Below are 19,379 nucleotides of genomic sequence, written 5' to 3' on the forward strand. Positions count from 1 at the left end.
CCGCAGGCCAGACGCAGCCCGCCGCCCCGCAGGCACCGTCCGCCCCGCCCGCGGCAGCGCCGGTCCCGGCCGCCGCTCCGGTCCCGCCGCCCGCAGCCGCTCCGCCGGCAGCCGTGCCGGCCCAGGCCGCTCCGGCTCCGGCGTCCGCGCCGAGCACCACGGCCGCCGCAGCGGTGCCGAACCCCACGCAGGACGGCGCAGCCTCGGGCTACGTCACCCCGCTGGTGCGCAAGCTCGCCAACGAGCAGGGTGTCGACCTGTCCACGGTCACCGGCTCCGGTGTCGGGGGGCGCATCCGCAAGGAGGACGTCCTCGCCGCCGCCGCGAAGGCCCCGGCCGCCTCGGCAGCAGCAGCACCCGCCGCCGCGTCCGGCCCGTTCGTCGCCGAGGTCTCGCCGCTGCGCGGCACCCGCGAGAAGATGACCCGCCTGCGCAAGGTGGTCGCCGAGCGTGCCGTGCAGTCGATGACCTCGACCGCACAGCTCACGAGCGTCGTCGAGGTCGACGTCACGAAGGTGGCGCAGTTCCGCGACGCCCACAAGGCGGAGTTCCTCGAGAAGACCGGCTCGAAGCTCTCCTTCATGCCGTTCTTCGCCCTCGCGGCGTCCGAGGCACTGAAGGCCCACCCGAAGATCAACTCCACGGTCGAGGGTGACGAGATCGTCTACCCGGACTCCGAGAACGTCTCCATCGCGGTGGACACCGAGCGCGGCCTGCTGACCCCGGTCATCAAGGACGCGGCCTCGCTGGACCTGGCGCAGTTCTCGAAGTCCATCGCGGACCTCGCCGAGCGCACCCGGAACAACCAGCTGAAGCCCGACGAGCTGGCCGGCGGCACGTTCACGCTGACCAACACCGGTTCGCGTGGCGCGCTGTTCGACACCCCCGTGGTGTTCCTGCCGCAGTCGGCGATCCTCGGCACCGGCATCGTCACGAAGCGCCCGGCGGTCGTGAAGGTCGACGGCCAGGAGGCCATCGCCATCCGCTCGTTCGTCTACCTGGCGCTGTCGTACGACCACCGGATCATCGACGGTGCGGATGCCTCGCGGTACCTCGTCGCGGTGAAGAACCGTCTCGAAGAGGGCAACTTCGCTCCGAACCTCGGGTACTGATCCCAGCAGCACGGCAGACGGCCCCGGTTCCCCTCGTGGGAGCCGGGGCCGTTCCCGTTCCCGTTCACGGGCGGGTTCGGCTTTACCCGCCGCCGAGCAGGGTCAGGGCGGCGACCACCGACCCGACGGCGACGACGAGCCCTACGAGCACGCGGCGGAGCGGGAGCCGTCGGTCGGCTCCGAGCGGGACGCCGTGCTCGACCACGTCCCGCAGGCGCTCGAGCAGTCCGTCCTGCCCGTCCGGAGCTGGCAGTTCAGCGAACGCGAGGTCGCTCGGCACGGGCGTCCAACGGAACGGCCGGGGCGCAGCGGTGGCCCGGACGACGTCGAGTGCCGTTCGTGCGCTCGGTCCGTCACCGTCGAGGGCGTCCTGCAGCGCGTCGAGCACGGGTTGCTGAGCGGGATCGGCCGGGTCGACGCGGTCCCACACCGTCCGGGCTGCGAGCACGAGGGTGCGGGTCGCGTCGGTCGAGTGCGCGGTGCGCGTCGGGGGTGCGGTGCGCGTCGGGGTCCTCGCGTTGGTTGGGTTCGTCGGGGTCATCGGGTTCATCGGGTTCGTCGCGTTCGTCGGGTTCGTCGCGTTCGTCGGGCGGTCGCAGAGCACGACGGCACCGGAGTCGTCCACCAGCACGTCGTCGATGCCGGCTGTACCGAGTAGGACCGCGCCGTCGTGCACCGCCACCAGGAGCTCCAGGAGCGGGACCGTCAGGGTCACCGCGACGCCGGTGGTCGGGGTGCCGAGCCGGTCGAGCGCCGCCACGAGCGGTGTGCCGGTCGGCCGGTCGAGGTCGACCACGAGATGCCCCGTCGAGGTCCGACCGACCGCGGCCACCGGGACGAGGTGCCGCTCGGCGGCCGCGGAGCGGTCGGCGACCCAGGTGAGCACGTCGTGCTCGTTGCCGGTCGCGATCCAGCGATCCGGGTGGTCGTCGGTGCTCGTCTCCATGGTGACCAGCGTGGCGGTGGCGCGGTGGGCCTCCAGGCTCTCCCGCACCACCTGTGGACAAGACGTGTTCGCGCACAGCCGGACACGCGACGGTCTCCCCCGGCGCACGGAGGCCGTATCCTGTTCGCATGGCACGCAGCTCTTCCACAGACAAGAAGGCGAAGGAGCCGGGGCGTCTCAAGCAGATGTTCCAGGTCTTCCAGATGACCCGAAAGGCCGACCCGTCGTCGGTCTGGTGGTTCGCCCTCGCCTTCGTCGGCCCGGTCGTCCTCGGTGTCCTGCTGGCGCTGCTCCTGCCGGGGCAGAACTGGCTCGCGATCATCCTGTGGATCGTCGCCGGTGTGCTGCTCGGTGTGCTGCTCTTCCTCATCGTGCTCGGCCGTCTGGCCGAACGCGCCGCGTACTCGCAGATCGAAGGCCAGCCCGGCGCCGTCGGTGCCGTGCTGTCGAACTCGCTCCGTCGCCAGTGGCGCTCGAGCGAGATGCCGGTCGCGGTGCACGGTCGCTCGCAGGCAGCGGTCTACCGCGCCGTGGGTCGCCCGGGCGTCGTCCTGATCACCGAGGGCCAGCGTGGCAACCTCAACCGCCAGGTCGACGAGGAGCGCCGCAAGGTGCAGCGCATCGTCCCGAACGTCGCCGTGCACGTGCTGCACGTGGGTGACGGCACCGGTGAGAGCCTGACGCTGCACAAGCTGCCCCGTGCCATGAACAAGCTCAAGAAGTCGCTCAACCGCAACGAGGTCCTGGCGGTCGCGAACCGTCTCGACTCGCTGACGCAGAGCCCCGCGGCCTCGATCCCGAAGGGCATGGACCCGATGCGGGCTCGCGCCGGACGGCCGCGCTGACCGAAGCCCTCCGCACACGAGAACGCCCCCGACCAGATCTGGTCGGGGGCGTTCTCGTGCGTGCGTGGAGTGCCGGCGGGGGCGGGGGTGTTCGCGAGTCCCGCACCGTGCGACCTTCGCTGAACCGTGCGAGGTTGCCAGCTCGGTGCGGGACTCCGACCGCGCACGGGGCGGGCCGACTCGCACCCGGTGAGCAACCTCGCACGGTGCGACGGCGCGGCACCGGCCCTGGACCGTGCCAGGTTGCCAGCTCGGTGCGGGACTTCGACGGCGCACGGGGCGTGCCTGCTCGCACCCGATGAGCAACCCCGCACGGTGCGAGGGCGAGCGGCGCATGCCCGGCGCCCTACCTCGCACGGTGCGAGGGCGCGGCCCCGGCCCTGAACCGTGCGAGGTTGTCGGCTCCGTGCGAGACTCCGACGGCGCACGGGGCGTGCGAGGTTGCCAGCTCGGTGCGGGACTCCGACGGCGCACGGGACGGGCACGCTCACACCCGTCGCGCAACCTCGCACGGTGCGACGGCAAGCGGCTGAGCCCTGCATGGTGCGCGGTTGCGTACTCGGTGCGAAGGGACGGAGCACGCACGGAGTACGCAACCTCGCACCCGACGAGCAACCTCGCACGGTGCCGACGGCCACCGCCCGCGCGCCGCACCAGCCGACCAGCCGAGCCCCGGCTCAGCGGCGGACGAGCACCGTCCCCGCGATGCGGTCGTGCGCACCCCGGCTGTCGCGGTCGATGATGAGCGCCGGGACCACCAGGCAGAGCAACACCGTCCGGAGGATCGGCCGCCACACCCCCACGTAGCCCCCGCGCATCGGGACGACGCGCAGTCCGACGCAGATGTGCCCGAACGACCCGGACAGCAGGCAGATGAACACGATCTGCAGCACGGCGAAGATGGCGATCTGCACCCAGGAGTGCGCGATGTCGCCCGAACCGTTCACCGGCGACCAGACCCCGGTGACGTAGGCGACCAGGTCAGCAAGTGCGCCGTCGATGAGGAGCGCGACGACCCGCCGCCCGATCCGCCCGACACTCCGGGGCCCGGACTCGGGCAGACCGAGGTCCTTGCCCGGCCATCCGTCCGGGTGCTCGGAGGGCGCGGACGGACTGGGGGTGCTGCGGGCCATGGTCCCCAGCGTAGGCGACAGCCCGGGCGTAACACGCCCGAAACAAACCAGTCATGTCCGGGAAACCCCGTGTCAATAGCCTCGTCGGAGGTGCCTTGACCGGTGCCTCCGACATCACCCAACCCATTGGAGATCGGCCCCATGTTCAGCGATTCCTCCGAGGTCCTGGCCTTCATCAAGGACACCGACGTCAAGTTCCTCGACATCCGCTTCACGGACCTGCCCGGTGTGCAGCAGCACTTCAACATCCCGGCATCCACCGTCGACGAGGACTTCTTCTCGGTCGGCCAGCTGTTCGACGGCTCCTCCATCCGCGGCTTCGCGTCGATCCACGAGTCCGACATGCAGCTGATCCCCGATGTCACCACGGCGTACGTCGACCAGTTCCGCGCCGAGCGCACGCTCATCATGATCTTCGACATCTACAACCCGCGGAACGGCGAGATCTACGGCCGCGACCCGCGCCAGGTGGCTAAGAAGGCCGAGAAGTACCTCGCGTCGACGGGCATCGCGGACACCGCGTTCTTCGCCCCCGAGGCCGAGTTCTACATCTTCGACGACGTCCGCTACTCGGTCACGCAGAACGAGTCCTTCTACGCGGTCGACTCCGAAGAGGGCGCCTGGAACACCGGTCGTGACGAAGAGGGCGGCAACCTCGCCAACAAGACCCCGTACAAGGGCGGCTACTTCCCCGTGTCGCCGGTCGACAAGACCGCCGACCTGCGCGACGACATCACCCTCAAGCTGATCGACGCGGGCTTCGAGCTCGAGCGCTCGCACCACGAGGTGGGCACCGGCGGCCAGCAGGAGATCAACTACAAGTTCGACACGATGGTCCACGCCGCGGACGACATCCTGAAGTTCAAGTACATCGTCAAGAACACGGCTGACCAGTGGGGCAAGGTCGCCACGTTCATGCCGAAGCCGCTCTTCGGCGACAACGGCTCGGGCATGCACACCCACCAGTCGCTCTGGTCGGACGGCAAGCCGCTCTTCTACGACGAGAACGGCTACGGCGGTCTGTCGGACCTCGCCCGCTGGTACATCGGCGGCATCCTGAAGCACGCCTCGGCGCTGCTCGCGTTCACCAACCCGTCGATCAACTCGTACCACCGTCTGGTCAAGGGCTTCGAGGCTCCGGTCAACCTGGTCTACTCGGCCGGCAACCGCTCGGCGGCGATCCGCATCCCGATCACGGGCACCAACCCGAAGGCCAAGCGCATCGAGTTCCGTGCGCCCGACGCCTCCGGCAACCCGTACCTCGCCTTCGCCGCGCAGCTGATGGCGGGCCTCGACGGCATCCAGAACCGCATCGAGCCGCACGAGCCGGTCGACAAGGACCTCTACGAGCTCCCGCCCGAGGAGGCCAAGGGCATCCCGCAGGTCCCCGGCTCCCTCGACGAGGCGCTCGACGCGCTCGAGGCGGACCACGAGTTCCTCACGAAGGGCAACGTCTTCACCGAGGACCTCATCCAGACCTGGATCGACTACAAGCGTGAGAACGAGATCCTCCCGCTGGCCCAGCGCCCGCACCCGTTCGAGTACGAGCTGTACTTCGGGGTCTGAGTCCCGCTGACACCACACGAAGGGCCCCGCACCGTCAGGTGCGGGGCCCTTCGTGTGTATGCCAAAGCGACAGTGCGCTGACGGCCAAGGCGCTGGCACCCGCGAGAGCGACAGAACGCCGCGAACGTTCCGCGGGATTCTGTCGCTTTCGCGAGAGGACGCTGCCACCGTGCGCGCGGGGTGCGGACCCGACCGCCTGGAGGCCCGGTGCCGGTCCGGCGGGCGGGTGTCGGGCCTCCAGGCGGTCGCGACGCACGTTCCTTCCCATAGCAGCCGGACTGGAAAGCGGAATCGGGCGTACCTGGTCCGAACTTCCGACCAGGTACGCCCGATTCGACCCGGTACGCCCGATTCGACCAGGTACGCCCGGACAGACCAGGCCCCGGGCGCACGGGAACGGGGCCCGCGCCGCCCGGCACGGACCCCGTCTCGCGAACGGTGACTAGCGGCTCGTGGCCAACGCGTCGTTCGTCCCCGCTGCGACGCTCACGGGTGCACCCGTGACCGGCGTGGGACGTCCCAGGGAACGGACGGTCCACCCCGCTTTCACCCAGTCGAGGACCGGGAGGCAGTTGCGCGCGTCGATCACGACGCGGCGCCCGACGAGGTCGCCGAGGGCGACCGGGTCGGCGGTGATGATGTCGTCCCACTCGGTGAGCACGAGGACGACGTCGGCGCCCTCGATCGCGTCCGTCATCGAGGCGGCATAGCTCAGCGTCGGGAACGAGCGCTTCGCGGGCTCCATCGCCTCGGGGTCCCAGAGCGTCACCTGGGCTCCGCGGAGGTGCAGCGCGGCGGCGACGTTCAGCGCCGGGGAGTCCCGGACGTCGTCGGTCAGGGGCTTGAACGCGGCACCGATGACGGCCACGCGACGGTTGAGCACCGATCCCCCGGCCGAGTCGATCGCCATGTCGATGACCCGCTGGCGCTGCCCCATGTTGATCTCGTCGACCTGCTGCATGAGGCCGACGACCTGGCCCGCGCCGATCTCGTTCGCGCGGTACATGAGCGCCCGGATGTCCTTCGGCAGGCAGCCGCCGCCGAAGCCGAGGCCGGCGTTCAGGAACTTCCGGCCGATGCGGGCGTCGTGGCCGAGGGCGTCGGCGAGCGTGGAGACGTCGGCGCCGGTGATGGCGCACATCTCGGAGATCGCGTTGATGAACGAGATCTTCGTGGCGAGGAACGCGTTCGCGCTCACCTTGACGAGCTCCGCGGTGGCGAGGTCGGTCGTGATGACCGGGGTGCCCTCGCTGATGGGCGCGGCGTAGACCTCGCGGATCACGGCGTCGGCGGCCTCGGAGGCTCCACCCCAGACCAGACGGTCCGGGTGCAGGGTGTCCTCGACGGCCTTGCCCTCACGCAGGAACTCGGGGTTCCAGATGAGCTCGGCGTCGATCCCGGCGGGGGTGAACTCGCGGACGATGCCACGGAGCCGCGCTGCCGTGCCGACCGGGACCGTCGACTTGCCGACGATGAGGCCCGGGTGGGTGAGGTTCTCGGCGACGCCACGGGTGGCGCTCTCGACGTAGGCCAGGTTCGCGGCGTGCGACCCGGCCTTCTGCGGGGTGCCGACGCAGACGAAGTGGACGTCCGCGGCGGCGACGGCCGAGGCGATGTCGGAGGTGAAGCGGAGCTTGCCGCTGGCGACGTGCTTCGTGATGAGCTCGGGCAGCCCGGGCTCGAAGAACGGGACCTCACCGGCGGACAGTGCGGCGAGCTTCGACGGGTCGATGTCGACACCGATGGTCTCGAAGCCCATCTCGGCCATGGCGGCCGCGTGGGTGGCGCCGAGGTAGCCGGTGCCGATGACGCTGATGACGGGTGCGGGGCGGGTGTCGGCCGATGCGGTCGACTTCTTGGACTCGCTCATTGCGTGACCTCCTGCAGGTCGTAGTCGATGTCGTTGCGCTTGATGCCCTCGGCGAAGGCCTTGAGGGAATCGGCGCGGGAGTTGAGACGCCAGTCGTTCGTGGTGCGCTTGCCGTCGATGATGGTGGTCGCGGTCTCGCTGAAGTACGCGAAGCCGACGATGTCCTTGTTGGCGGGGTCCGCCAGCGCATCGAAGAGCGAGTTGATCCACTGCGTCTTCTGCGGGTTCGCGACACTCGTGCCGGTCTCGGTCGCCCCGATCTCGTTGAGCATGATGCCCTTGCCCGGCGCGATCTGGCGGAGCTGCGCGAGCGTCGCTCCGAAGGTCGTGCCGAACGTGGGCTGCTCGGTGGCATCGCGGTAGTAGCCGCTCATGCCGACCCAGTCCACGTAGTCCGCACCCGGGTAGTACTGCCGCATGTAGTCGAGCGTCTGGTACTTCGGGTTGCCGAGCTTGTCGATGCGGCTCGGGGACCAGTCCCAGATGACGTACTTGTTCGCACCGTTCGCCTGGAAGACGTCGTGCACGTGCTGCCACATCTTCACGTAGGAGCCGGCCGGGTTCTTCTGGTCGTCACCCTCGGACCAGTTGTACCAGGAGCCGTTCATCTCGTGGTCGAGACGGATGACCATCGGCTGCCCGTTGGCCGCCAGCGCCTTGGCGTACTTCGTCAGGTAGGCGTCGAACGATCCACCGGAGATGTCCTCGTTGGTGTACCCGGGGACGTACTTCTGGTCGTTGCCGGTCTGCGCCGGCACGGTCTCCCACGTCATGAGCGGGACACGGCCGTTGGCCCAGGAGCGCTGCACCGCGGGGGCATTGAACTCCTGGTCGAAGCCCTGGAAGAAGCCGGTCATGTTCGACGCGGTGCCGACCTGACGGGAGACCTCGTCGTACTCGGCCCAGTTGAACGGTGACTGCGCGGTGTACAGGCCGTACCAGCGCGACTGCTGACCGAGGATCTCGGCCTTGGTCGGTGTGACGACCGGGGTGGCACCCGGGTCGGTGGAGGGACCGGGGTTCGGCTTCGAGCCGCCACCGTTGCCGGAGCCAGAGCCGGACCCGGACCCGGAGCCGTTGCCGGAACCGGAGCCGCTGCCGGACCCGTTGTCGGACGAGCCCGAGCCGGACCCGGCGGCCGAACCGGCACCGGACCCGCCGGAAACCGAGCCACCGCTGCCGGAACCCGCGGCGTTGACGTTGGACGAGCCTCCCGAGTCCTTCGCGGCACCGAGCTGGGACTGCAGCGACGCGATCTGCGCCTTGAGTTCCGAGATCTGGTCGCCACGCGACCCGGCCTGGGCCGTGCGGGAGTCGAGCTTGCCCTCGAGCGACCAGATGCGCTCCTGGGCGGCGTCGAGCTGCGTCTGCAGCTCGGCGGCGGACACCGTCTTGGCCTTCGGCGCCTCGACGCCCAGCGCCTGGTGCACGGCGGTCGAGACGGGGCCGGAGGGCGAGATCCACACCGACCAGGTGATGAGGCCGAGCGCCAGCACGATGGCCGTCGTGCCGATGGCCGTCCGGCGGGCGTGCTTGCTGGACTGCGCCCACCAAGCACTCGAGGAACGGATGAAGTCAGACAATGAGGAACGCCTCCAGGGCGAAGATCGCGATGCCGATCACGTACGGGATCGCTGCGTACGGGTTGTACCGGCGGGCTCGGGCGGGGGCCGGCGCGGCTGCTCGCTGGGCCTCCTGCTGCGCGACCGCTGCTGCGGCCTCGCGGCGGGTGGCGAGCACGGTGGTGGTGGAGTTGGTCGCCGCGTCGGCGCCGAAGAGCTCGTCGAACGCACGGTCCACGGCCACCTGGTCGACGGTCTCGAGCGGAGCGGGCGAACCAGCGCCCGAACCCGCCTGCCCGGACCCGGCCGACCGGGCACGCTCGGCGTCGATCGGGCTGACCGGGATCTGCGCCGTGGAGGACAGCGGCTGGACGGCGTCCGCCGGGTCCTCCTGCATCGGGCCACCGGCGTAGGCGCCGGCCCGGGTCCCCCAGCCGGACGCGTGCGCCAGGCGGAAGAAGCCGATGAGCCGGATCGGCATCAGGAAGAACGTCGACACGATGATGAACATCGGCAGGCGGAAGAAGTCGCTCGGCTTCTCGGACAGGTGCCGCATCTGGCGGATCGCCATGCTCAGCACGCTCGAGATCACCATGAGCGCCGCGACGTAGACGAACCCGGTCGAGAAGCCGTACTGCGACAGGATGCCCTGGTACAGGTTCTCGCCCTGGCCGGTGAAGGCACGGTAGATCCAGCCTGCGATCACGCCGAAGAGCATGAACGGCAGGATGATGTCGGTGATGAAGAACGCCGCGAGGACCGGCGCGTGGCCGAGCATCCACGGCAGCATCCGCAGCGTGTTGTACTGCGAGCCGCGGGCCCAGCGGAGCTGCTGCTTGAACAGCTTCTTCACCTGCAGCGGGGCGTCCGTGTAGACCAGTGACGTGTACTGGTAGACGGTCCGGTACCCCTCCTTGAGCGTGAGGTTCGTCAGCGTCCGGTCGTCCGAGACCTCGAGGAACACGCCCATGAACTTCTCGTGCATGAACCGGTCCATCACCCGCATGAGGATGCTCCGGCGGAACGCGATGGTGCGCCCGGGCAGGCAGCCGATCTGCCCGAGGACACTCTGTGCCGGCATCGAGTAGAGCGCCCGCGAGTTCTCGAGCCAGTCGGCCCAGCGGGTGATCCAGCTGCGCTCCGGTTCGAGGATGCGCTGCCGGGTCGTCACGCCACCGACGGACTCGTCGGCGAACGGCTTGAGGAGTTCCTCGAGCGCGCCGGGGGTCCAGACGGTGTCGGAGTCGACCAGCACGGTGATGTCGCCGTTGGACATCTCGGTGCCGACCTTGACGGCGTTGCGCTTGCCCGGGATGGGCGTGTGGGTCCAGCGGACGAGCGGGGCGAACTCGTCGCAGACCTCCTCGAGCGCCTCGTTGCGGGCACCGTTGATGACGACGATGATCTCGCCGGGCTGCTGCTCGACCATGCGGCCAATGACGTCACGGAACAGGTCGAGCGGTTCGTCCACGACGGGGACGACGACGCTGGTGGTACCGACGAAGGTGCCGGTGAAGGGGCGGTAGCGGGCGGAGATGACGACCTTGAGCAACCAGAGCAACCAGATCACCGCGGAGTACACGGCGAACAGGTAGAACTCGGGGTGGCCTTCGACCATCTGCCTGATCTGCAGAATGAAGGTGAACACTGATCCCTGCTTCAACGTTCGAGGTGGAGATTCCGCTTCATCGGGGAATCAGGGCCGGTTCGGGTGATGCAATTGATGCAGAACCTGAACGCGCGCGCAACGCGGCCCCCGTCCGGGGGCGTTACGGGCGCGTTACGGGGTACACACCGGTCCCCCTCTCGGCCGGTCGGAGTGGTCCCCCGTGGTGCTGACAGCACTCCTGCGGACCACGCCTCGACGCAGGGTCGCCCCGATGGGCGACAGGTGCGGCCTGGAGGCACGGGTCGGGTCCGACGGAAAGCCCAGGTCAGCAGGTGGTCACGCGGCGTGTCGGGGGACGTCGGAAAAGGTCCCCTGGCGGTCCGGTGGGAGTTCGGTCACGGCCCGGTAACGAGGCGGGCTCTGTTTCGAACAGGGGTACGAAGAGGGTGCCGTCGGGGGACGTCGTGCGACACGGAGAATTAACCTTCGATGGCTGCTCAGGTCGGGTCCGTCCGCAGACGCTCGGGCGTGTCGCGAGGTGCTCGGCGCTGCGTCGGCGGCCGGTCAGGCGCTGCGTCGGCGGCAGGTCAGGCGCCGTAGAACTCGCGCTCGAACACCTGTCGTGCGCGCCGCGTGACGCCGAGGTAGTCGTCCTCGAGGCGGCTCGCGGAGCCCGGCGGGTACTCCATCAGCCGTGCGACACCCTCGAGCTGGACGCGGTCGACGGGCAGCGCGTCGGTGGTCTTCCCCGACCACAGCACGAGGGCGCTGCGGGTGCGCGACGCGAAGCGCCAGGCGGCACCGAGCCGCTCGCCGTCCTCGGCGCCGACGAGTCCCGCGTCGACCGCGGCGTCGAGCGCCTCGAGCGTCGACGTGGTCCGGAGCGACGGGATCTCGAGCGCGTGCTGCAGCTGCAGGAGCTGCACGAACCACTCGACGTCGCTGAGTGACCCGCGGCCGAGCTTGAGGTGCCGGGCCGGGTCCGCGCCGCGGGGCAGCCGCTCCGACTCGACGCGGGCCTTGATGCGGCGGACCTCACGCACCTGGTGGTCGTCGATCCGCTCCGGGTACCGCGTGCGGTCGGCGAGGTGCTCGAAGTCACGCAGGAGCTGTGCGTCACCGACGGCACCGCGGGCACGGAGGAGCGCCTGCGCCTCCCACGTGAGCGACCAGCGGGCGTAGTAGGCGCCGTAGGACTCGAGCGTCCGCACAACGGGACCGTTCTTGCCCTCGGGGCGCAGGTCGATGTCGAGGTCGAGCGGGTGGATGGTGTCCTCAGTGAGCCGGTTGAGCTCGCGCACGATGGTCTGGGCGGTCCGGGACGCGACCTCGGGCGCCAGGTCGGGGGCCCGGTACACGTACAGCACGTCGGCGTCCGACCCGAAGCCGAGCTCCCGCCCGCCGTACCGGCCCATCGCGATGATGCCGAACTCGAAGCCCTCGGGGGCGTCCCGGCGGGCGAGCGCGAGGGCGCCGGCGAGGGTGGCCTCGGTGACGTCGCTCAGGGCCGGGCCGAGGCCGTCGACGTCGAGGGAGCCGAGCACGGCGGCCATGCCGAGCCGCAGGGTCTCCCGACGTCGGGCCGAGCGCAGCAGAGCCGCGGAGCCGTCGACGTCGTTGCCGTGCCGGGCGGTGGTCGCGGTCATCTCGGCGAGCAGGGAGTCGATCGGCCGCGGACGCAGGAGCGCCTCGGGTTCGTCGAGCCAGGCGACCGCTTCGGGGAACCGCTCGAGCAGCCCGGACAGGAACGCCGACTCGGACAGCACGGTGGTGAGCGAGTGTGCGGCACCGGACGAGTCGCGCAGCATGCGGAGGAACCAGCTCGACTCCCCCAGGCCGTCGCTCAACCGCCGGAAGGCCAGCAGCGCACGGTCCGGCGCCGGCCCCTCGGCCATCCAGCGCAGGAGCACCGGGAGCAGGTTCCGCTGGATCGCCGCACGCCGGCTCGTCCCCTGCGTGAGGGCGCGGATGTGGCCGACGGCTCCGGCGGGGTCGACGAACCCGACGCCGGCGAGCCGGTCGACGACCTGGTCGTTGGTCAGGACGATCTCGTCCTCGGTCGACGCCACCGCGGACAGCAACGGCCGGTAGAACAGGCGCTCGTGCAGCCCGCGGACCTCGAGCTTCACGGCGCGCCAGCGGGCCTCGAGCGCCGGGGCCGACGCTGCGACGCCGCTCGAACGGGCGAGCACCCGCAGCTCCTCTTCGTCGGAGGGCATGAGGTGCGTCCGCTGCAGGCGCCGGAGCTGGATGCGGTGCTCGAGCACGCGCAGCAGGGCGTAGTCCGGCCCGAACCGAGCGGCCTCGGCACGGCCGACGTACCCGGCGTCGGTCAGGGCGTCCATCGCCTCGAGCGTCGACCGGACCCGCACGGACGGGTCGTCACGGCCGTGCACGAGCTGCAGGAGCTGCACGGTGAACTCGACGTCCCGCAGGCCTCCGGGGCCGAGCTTGAGCTGCCGGTCGACGTCGGCGTCGGGGATGTGCTCGGTCACCCGCTCGCGCATGCGCTGCACCGACTCGACGAACCCCGGCCGGGTGGACGAGTTCCACACGAACGACGCGACGGCCTCGGCGTACCGGGCACCCAGGTCAGCGGACCCTGCGATCGGGCGGGCCTTGAGCAGCGCCTGGAACTCCCACCCCTTCGCCCAGCGCTCGTAGTACGCCACGTGCGAGTCGAGGGTGCGGACGAGTGCACCGTCCTTGCCCTCGGGCCGGAGGTTCGCGTCGACCTCCCACAGCGCGGGCTCGGCGGCGAGGTCCGTGATCGCGTGCATCGCGGCGATCGCGATGCGGGTGGAGACGAGCACGGCCCGGTCGGTGGAGACGTCGTCGGTGGGCTCCGTGACGAAGATGACGTCGACGTCGCTGACGTAGTTGAGCTCGCGGGCGCCGGCCTTGCCCATCGCGATCACCGCGAGCGGGGTCGCCGCGACGTCGGCCGCGGGGAACGGGACCTCGCGTCGGGCGATGTCGACCGCGGCGTCGAGGGTGGCGCCCGCCAGGTCGGCGAGCCCCGCCGCGACGGCCGGGAAGGCATCGGTCGGCACGGCGTGCAGCACGTCGAACAGGGCGATCTGGGCGAGGTGCCGGCGGTAGCGCACCCGCAGGCGCATCCGGGCGTCCTCACCCGTGGCACCGTCGACGGCCTCGGTCAGCGACGCCGTGTACCGCTCCTGCGACCACGGTTCGCCGACCGGTTCGAGCAGCAGTGCCAGCTCGGCCGGACGCCGGTGCAGGAACTCCCCGAGACCGATCGAAGCGCCGAGCAGGCGGATCAGGCGCTCGGTCGCCGCGTTGTCCGTCAGGACGGGGCGGAGCTCGTCCGGCGCGCGCTCGAGCAACCGCTCGAGCATCCGCAGGGCGCCGTCCGGATCAGCGGTGCCGCCCCAGAGCGCGGCAGACCCGGCGACCGGCAGCGGCACATCGGGGCCGAACCGGGCCTCCAGGTCGGCAGCCCGCTCGAGGCTCTCCGACAGCTCGGCGAACCCCAGACGGGCCAGCTCCGAACGTGACGTCGTCGTCCGACCGGTCATGTGGAACGTGCTCCCGAGGGGTCAGGGCGCTCGGTTCTAGAGCGCGCCGAGGTTGGTGTCGAGCTCGAACGGGGTGACCTGGTCGCGGTAGCGCTTCCACTCCTGCCGCTTGTTGAGCAGCACGAAGTTGAACACCTGCTCGCCGAGGGTCTCGGCCACCAGCTCGGAGTCCTCCATGAGGCTCAGGGCGTGGTCGAGGCTCGCGGGCAGCTGGCTGTAGCCCAGCGCCCGACGCTCCGAGTCGCTGAGGCTCCAGACGTTGTCCTCGGCCTCGGCGGGGAGCTCGTACTCTTCCTCGATGCCCTTGAGGCCGGCGGCGAGCAGCAGCGAGTACGCCAGGTACGGGTTCGCCGCCGAGTCGATGCCGCGGTACTCGATGCGCGAGGACTGGCCCTTGTTCGGCTTGTAGAGCGGCACGCGCACCAGGGCCGAGCGGTTGTTGTGGCCCCAGGTCACGAAGGACGGGGCCTCGTCACCACCCCAGAGCCGCTTGTACGAGTTGACGAACTGGTTCGTCACCGCGGTGATCTCCGGCGCGTGCTTGAGCACCCCGGCGATGAAGTGCTTGGCGGTCTGCGACAGCTGGTACTGGCCACCGGCCTCGTAGAAGGCGTTCTGGTCGCCCTCGAACAGCGAGACGTGGGTGTGCATGCCGGAACCGGGCTGGCCCGATATCGGCTTCGGCATGAACGTCGCGTAGACGCCCTGCTCGATCGCGACTTCCTTCACCACGGTGCGGAAGGTCATGATGTTGTCCGCCATCGTCAGTGCGTCGGCGTAGCGGAGGTCGATCTCGTTCTGCCCGGGGCCGGCCTCGTGGTGCGAGAACTCGACCGAGATGCCGAGGTCCTCGAGCATCCGGACCGACCGGCGGCGGAAGTCGTGCGCGCTGCCGCCGGGCACGTTGTCGAAGTAGCCGGCCTGGTCGACGGGCTGCGGGCCGCCGTCCTTCCACTCGCGGCTCTTCAGCAGGTAGAACTCGATCTCGGGGTGCGTGTAGAACGTGAACCCGCGGTCGCTCGCCCGCGCCAGGGTGCGCTTCAGCACGTTGCGGGGGTCGGCCACGGCGGGCTGCCCGTCCGGCGTCGTGATGTCGCAGAACATCCGCGCGGTGGGGTCGATCTCGCCGCGCCACGGCAGGATCTGGAAGGTCGAGGGGTCCGGGTGTGCCAGGACGTCGGCCTCGTACGAACGGGTGAGGCCCTCGATCGCGGAGCCGTCGAACCCGATGCCCTCGGCGAACGCGCCCTCGACCTCGGCCGGGGCGATCGCGACCGACTTCAGCGTCCCGATGACGTCCGTGAACCAGAGTCGGATGAACTTGATGCCGCGCTCCTCGATGGTGCGGAGCACGAAGTCCGTCTGCTTGTCCATGCACGACCTTTCCGTGTATCGGGTGGCCGCTGGCGGGCCTCGTCCCAGGCTAGTGGTCCGGCGGTGTGTGCGGGGCCGTGCGACGCGCCGTCACCGGGGCGTCGGCGGGGCGCCGGCCGCGGTGCTCAGCGGTCCTCGGCGTCCCACTTCTCGTTGTTCGCGGCGATGCGGTCGAGCGCGTGCTGCGCCTCCTCACGCGTCGCGAACGGGCCGATCCGGTCACGCTGCGGGGACTGCGGGCCCTGCTCGACCTGGCCGGTCTTGTCGTTGAACCACCACTGGGACTCGATGCGTTCTTCGCTCATGCCGCCCACCGTACCCACGTGACTGCCTGGAGGCCCGGTGCCGGTCCGCCGGACCGGCACCGGGCCTCCAGGCAGTCACGTCCACCACGTCGCGCCGCACCCCGGGGCGTTGCGCTCGGCGCGTCGGGCCGCACCCCGGGGCGGTCGCGCTCGGCGCGTCGGGCTGCGCCCTGGGGCGGTTGCGCTCGGCGCGTCGCGCCGCGGCTAGAGTGGTCCGCATGCCCCGGGACGAACACGGACACCTGACCGCCGGCCGCATCTCCCCGCACCGCGCCGTCCCGAAGGACATCGAGCGTCCGGAGTACGTCGGGAAGGTCGAGCCCCACGAGCACGGTCTCGGTGACACCTACACGCCGGACGAGGTCGAGCGCATCCGCGTCGCCGGACGCATCGCGTCGCAGGCCATCGACGCCGTCGGTCAGGCCATCCGCCCCGGTGTGACCACCGACGAGCTGGACCGCATCGGGCACGAGTTCGTCGTCGCGCACGGCGCCTACCCCTCCACGCTCGGGTACCGCGGTTACCCGAAGTCGCTCTGCTCGAGCCTCAACGAGGTCATCTGCCACGGGATCCCCGACGACACCGTCCTGCAGGAGGGCGACCTCGTCAACATCGACATCACCGCCTACAAGGACGGCATGCACGGCGACACGAACCGCACGTTCGTCGTCGGGCAGGCAGCGCCCGAGGTGTCGGACCTGGTCACCCGGACCGAAGAGGCACTGCGTCGCGGCATCAAGGCCGTCGCCCCGGGCCGGCAGGTCAACGTCATCGGTCGCGCCATCGAGGCGTACGCGAAGCGCTTCGGCTACGGCGTCGTCCGCGACTACACCGGACACGGCGTCGGTCGGGCGTTCCACTCCGGCCTGATCATCCCCCACTACGACGCACCGCAGTACGACACGGTGATCGAACCCGGCATGGTGTTCACCATCGAACCCATGCTCACGCTCGGCGGCATCGAGGCCGACATCTGGTCCGACGACTGGACGGTCTCGACCCGTGACAAGTCGTGGACCGCGCAGTTCGAGCACACCCTCGTCGTCACCGAACGCGGCGCGGAGCTCCTCACCGTCTCCTGACCGGACACCTCCGGCAGGCAACCGAAAGGCACGACAACCTCATGACCTCCCTCGCAGTCGGCGTCGACATCGGTGGTACGGGCATCAAGGGCGCGATCGTCGACGTCGCGTCCGGCGCCCTCACCACGGACCGCATCAAGAAGGCCACGCCCGAGGGCGGGAAGCCCCAGGACATCACGGCGGTGGTCAAGGAGATCATCGGCGAGCTCGCCCCCGGTGACGACGTCCCCGTGGGCGTCTGCTTCCCGGCGATCGTGCGGGACGGCAAGACGATGTCCGCCGCGAACGTGTCGAAGAAGTGGATCGGCTTCGAGGCCGAGGCGCTGTTCGAGAAGGAACTCGGCCGCTCCATCCACTTCGTCAACGACGCCGACGCCGCCGGGTTCGCCGAGCAGCAGTTCGGTGCGGCCAAGGGCAAGGACGGCCTGGTCATCGTGACGACGCTCGGCACCGGCATCGGCACCGCGCTCATCAACGACGGCGTGCTCATCGTCAACTCGGAGCTCGGGCACCTGGAGATCGAGGGACACGACGCCGAGTCGCGCGCCTCGTTCGCCGCCAAGGAGCGCGACGACCTGTCGTGGAAGCACTGGGCGAAGCGCCTGCAGAAGTACTACTCGACGCTGGAGGCCCTGCTCTCCCCCGAGCTGTTCGTCGTCGGCGGCGGGGTCTCGAAGCAGTACGAGGAGTTCCTCCCGCTGCTCGACCTGCAGGCCGAGATCATCCCCGCGACGCTCCGCAACAACGCCGGCATCATCGGTGCCGCGACCCTGGCGGCGCGCAGCGTCTAGTCCGGGTCGGGCGCGTACCTGGCCGAATCGGGCGTACCTGGTCGGAATTTCCGACCAGGTACGCCCGTTCTCATCAGGTACCCGTGTGCGTGGGGCTCCCCTCGCATCGGGCACCGCGGAGCCGGGTAGACTCGCTCCAGCGAATGGGTCGGTGAGACGGTCGCGTCGCTCCCCCGGGAGCGCCGAGGAACGTCCGGGCTCCACAGAGCAGGGCGGTGGGTAACACCCACCCGGAGCAATCCGCGAGACAGTGCCACAGAAAGCAGACCGCCGGCGGCAACGTCGGTAAGGGTGAAACGGTGGTGTAAGAGACCACCAGGGGTCCGGGTGACCGGATCCGCTCGGTAAACCTCGCCCGGAGCAAGGTCAGACAGAGGACGTTGAGGCTGCTCGCCGAGTCCTCGGGTAGACCGCTGGAGGCCGACGGCAACGTCGGTCCGAGAGAGATGGCCGTCACCGCCGTGCAAGCGGCGGGACAGAACCCGGCGTACGGCCGGCCCATTCGCCCCTTCTCCGTGCTGCGTTGGCCCGCGGCGGTCGGCGTGCACGGCGCGCGCGGTCACGATTCCCCGCTCAGGTTCGTCGAGTGGTCACAAAGTGTCGGCCGGCAGGGCCGCAGCCGACCGTTCGTGACCGCTCGGCGGCAGGCGAGCGACGCGTTGCGACCAGCCCACGACGGACGGGAGGCGCGGTGCGGCGCCGCCACGGGCCTCCCGGTAGGCGGCGCGCACGGTCACGACTCCCCGCTCAGGTTCGCCGAGTGGTCACCAACCGTCGGCCGGCACGGCCGCAGCCGACAGTTCGTGACCGCTCGGCGGCACGCACCCGACGCGTTGCGACCAGCCCACGAACGGACAGGAGGCGCGGTGCCAGCTGGCACCGCGCCTCCGCCACGGACGTCGCTCGCGACTACAGCCCGGACTCGGCCGTCCGCACCAGGATCGCGTCGCTGTCGGGGCACAGCACCACGTCGTCAGGCGCAGCCCGGCGGATGGTCTGCAGGTCGGAGTTGTTGAGCGCCACGCCCGAGGCCGTCGACACGCCACCCTGCAGCAGCGAGGCGCCGAAGCCGTAGCGCGCACGCTGCCGGTCGTACAGGGCGAGCAGCTCGGCCGGCACCTTGGCGGCGACGTCGGCACGGGCCTGCTCGGCGGACTCGCGGTCGGCCGTGAGCCGGGCGATCTCCGCGTCGCGCTCGGCGACCAGGCCACCGCGGGCGGCCTCGACGTCGGCGAGCTTCGCCTCGATGTCACCGACCCGGGCGCGGAGGCCGTCGAGGTTCTCCATGATCTCGAGCTCGGCGGTCTCGAGGCCGCCGATGCGCCGCTGCAGCGAGTCGAGCTCACTCTGCAGTCCGGCGGCGTCCTTCGCGTTCGCGACGTTCTGCAGCATCGTGGTGTCGCGTTCGACACGGGCCTGTGCCACAGCGGTGTCGGACTCCAGGCGGGCGAGGTCGCGCTCGGCGTCCTCGACCTCGCCGGTGGCGGCGACGAGTTCGCTCCGGAGCGCCGCGGCCTGCTTGCTCAGCTCGGTCAGCTGGTCGCCCTTCTGCAACGACGTGATGCGGTGCGCGATGCGGGTGACGTCGTTGTCGAGACGCTGGACGTCGAGGAGGATGACCTGGTCCTCGGGTGCTGCCTTCATG

The 19,379-nt window shown here is 70.3% G+C and carries 14 protein-coding genes and 1 other RNA gene; 6 read left to right on the forward strand and 9 right to left on the reverse strand.

The genetic code is table 11. The features are described 5' to 3' along the window. The coding region (sucB, locus tag DEJ05_RS14205) for a 2-oxoglutarate dehydrogenase, E2 component, dihydrolipoamide succinyltransferase (RefSeq protein ID WP_111110726.1) at positions 1-1,112 on the forward strand (1,112 nt) is incomplete at its 5' end. Positions 1,113-1,194: 82 nt separating this feature from the next. Here the strand turns inward: sucB and DEJ05_RS14210 are convergent. Continuing rightward, the gene (locus DEJ05_RS14210; RefSeq protein WP_146245114.1) at positions 1,195-2,058 is read right to left on the reverse strand and encodes a hypothetical protein; all 864 of its coding nucleotides are present in this window, start codon (positions 2,056-2,058) and stop codon (positions 1,195-1,197) included. Between the two features lie 128 nt (positions 2,059-2,186). Here DEJ05_RS14210 and DEJ05_RS14215 point away from each other — a divergent pair, with 128 nt between their 5' ends. Further along, entirely contained in the window at positions 2,187-2,903 is a 717-nt protein-coding gene (locus tag DEJ05_RS14215) for a DUF4191 domain-containing protein (protein ID WP_111110728.1), read from the forward strand. A gap of 677 nt (positions 2,904-3,580) precedes the next feature. On the opposite strand, the gene DEJ05_RS14220 is transcribed toward DEJ05_RS14215, so the two are convergent. Further along, positions 3,581-4,036, reverse strand: coding sequence for an RDD family protein (locus DEJ05_RS14220; RefSeq protein WP_071244549.1), 456 nt, complete (start codon positions 4,034-4,036; stop codon positions 3,581-3,583). A 141-nt stretch (positions 4,037-4,177) separates the two neighbouring features. Here DEJ05_RS14220 and glnA (DEJ05_RS14225) point away from each other — a divergent pair, with 141 nt between their 5' ends. Further along, positions 4,178-5,602: a type I glutamate--ammonia ligase gene (glnA, locus tag DEJ05_RS14225; RefSeq protein WP_027465453.1), complete on the forward strand. Its 1,425-nt coding sequence runs from the start codon at positions 4,178-4,180 to the stop codon at positions 5,600-5,602. Between the two features lie 442 nt (positions 5,603-6,044). Here the strand turns inward: glnA (DEJ05_RS14225) and DEJ05_RS14230 are convergent, their stop codons facing one another. The 6 genes from DEJ05_RS14230 to DEJ05_RS14255 form a co-directional block, all read right to left on the reverse strand. Further along, positions 6,045-7,472, reverse strand: coding sequence for a UDP-glucose/GDP-mannose dehydrogenase family protein (locus DEJ05_RS14230; protein ID WP_071403961.1), 1,428 nt, complete (start codon positions 7,470-7,472; stop codon positions 6,045-6,047). Next, positions 7,469-9,055: a glycoside hydrolase family 26 protein gene (locus tag DEJ05_RS14235; RefSeq protein WP_111110729.1), complete on the reverse strand. Its 1,587-nt coding sequence runs from the start codon at positions 9,053-9,055 to the stop codon at positions 7,469-7,471. Before DEJ05_RS14235 ends, DEJ05_RS14230 begins: the two co-directional genes overlap by 4 nt. Then, entirely contained in the window at positions 9,048-10,682 is a 1,635-nt protein-coding gene (locus tag DEJ05_RS14240) for a glycosyltransferase family 2 protein (protein ID WP_111046873.1), read from the reverse strand. The genes DEJ05_RS14235 and DEJ05_RS14240 overlap by 8 nt, the downstream gene beginning before the upstream one ends. 548 nt (positions 10,683-11,230) lie before the next feature. Continuing rightward, positions 11,231-14,182 carry a bifunctional [glutamine synthetase] adenylyltransferase/[glutamine synthetase]-adenylyl-L-tyrosine phosphorylase gene (locus DEJ05_RS14245; RefSeq protein WP_111110730.1) on the reverse strand — a complete coding sequence of 984 codons (2,952 nt, stop codon included), beginning with the start codon at positions 14,180-14,182 and terminating at the stop codon, positions 11,231-11,233. Positions 14,183-14,218: 36 nt separating this feature from the next. Continuing rightward, entirely contained in the window at positions 14,219-15,556 is a 1,338-nt protein-coding gene (glnA, locus tag DEJ05_RS14250) for a type I glutamate--ammonia ligase (protein WP_027465449.1), read from the reverse strand. A gap of 125 nt (positions 15,557-15,681) precedes the next feature. Next, on the reverse strand, positions 15,682-15,861 hold the full coding sequence (locus tag DEJ05_RS14255) for an SPOR domain-containing protein (RefSeq protein ID WP_111023013.1): 180 nt from the start codon (positions 15,859-15,861) through the stop codon (positions 15,682-15,684). Positions 15,862-16,079: 218 nt separating this feature from the next. On the opposite strand from DEJ05_RS14255, the gene map reads away from it, so the two are divergent. The 3 genes from map to rnpB all read left to right on the forward strand — a co-directional run bounded on the left by map (position 16,080) and on the right by rnpB (position 18,239). Further along, the gene (map, locus tag DEJ05_RS14260; protein WP_111110731.1) at positions 16,080-16,943 is read left to right on the forward strand and encodes a type I methionyl aminopeptidase; all 864 of its coding nucleotides are present in this window, start codon (positions 16,080-16,082) and stop codon (positions 16,941-16,943) included. A 41-nt stretch (positions 16,944-16,984) separates the two neighbouring features. Next, positions 16,985-17,734, forward strand: coding sequence for a polyphosphate--glucose phosphotransferase (ppgK, locus tag DEJ05_RS14265; protein WP_111110732.1), 750 nt, complete (start codon positions 16,985-16,987; stop codon positions 17,732-17,734). A gap of 144 nt (positions 17,735-17,878) precedes the next feature. Beyond that, positions 17,879-18,239, forward strand: an RNA gene (gene rnpB, locus DEJ05_RS14270) — RNase P RNA component class A. 404 nt (positions 18,240-18,643) lie between these two features. Here rnpB and DEJ05_RS14275 read toward each other — a convergent pair. Further along, a complete protein-coding gene (locus DEJ05_RS14275; protein ID WP_027465445.1) occupies positions 18,644-19,378 on the reverse strand; it encodes a zinc ribbon domain-containing protein in 735 nt (244 codons plus the stop codon). Position 19,379: the final 1 nt, after the last annotated feature.

The organism is Curtobacterium sp. MCLR17_045, from assembly GCF_003234405.1.
Lineage (GTDB): Bacteria > Actinomycetota > Actinomycetes > Actinomycetales > Microbacteriaceae > Curtobacterium > Curtobacterium flaccumfaciens.

Coding starts and splice junctions, on each gene's coding strand:
- DEJ05_RS14210 (WP_146245114.1), bottom strand. CDS start 2,058: ATGGAGACGAGCACCGACGACCACCCGGATCGCTGGATCGCGACCGGC.
- DEJ05_RS14215 (WP_111110728.1), top strand. CDS start 2,187: ATGGCACGCAGCTCTTCCACAGACAAGAAGGCGAAGGAGCCGGGGCGT.
- DEJ05_RS14220 (WP_071244549.1), bottom strand. CDS start 4,036: ATGGCCCGCAGCACCCCCAGTCCGTCCGCGCCCTCCGAGCACCCGGAC.
- glnA (WP_027465453.1), top strand. CDS start 4,178: ATGTTCAGCGATTCCTCCGAGGTCCTGGCCTTCATCAAGGACACCGAC.
- DEJ05_RS14230 (WP_071403961.1), bottom strand. CDS start 7,472: ATGAGCGAGTCCAAGAAGTCGACCGCATCGGCCGACACCCGCCCCGCA.
- DEJ05_RS14245 (WP_111110730.1), bottom strand. CDS start 14,182: ATGACCGGTCGGACGACGACGTCACGTTCGGAGCTGGCCCGTCTGGGG.
- glnA (WP_027465449.1), bottom strand. CDS start 15,556: ATGGACAAGCAGACGGACTTCGTGCTCCGCACCATCGAGGAGCGCGGC.
- DEJ05_RS14255 (WP_111023013.1), bottom strand. CDS start 15,861: ATGAGCGAAGAACGCATCGAGTCCCAGTGGTGGTTCAACGACAAGACC.
- map (WP_111110731.1), top strand. CDS start 16,080: ATGCCCCGGGACGAACACGGACACCTGACCGCCGGCCGCATCTCCCCG.
- ppgK (WP_111110732.1), top strand. CDS start 16,985: ATGACCTCCCTCGCAGTCGGCGTCGACATCGGTGGTACGGGCATCAAG.
- DEJ05_RS14275 (WP_027465445.1), bottom strand. CDS start 19,378: ATGAAGGCAGCACCCGAGGACCAGGTCATCCTCCTCGACGTCCAGCGT.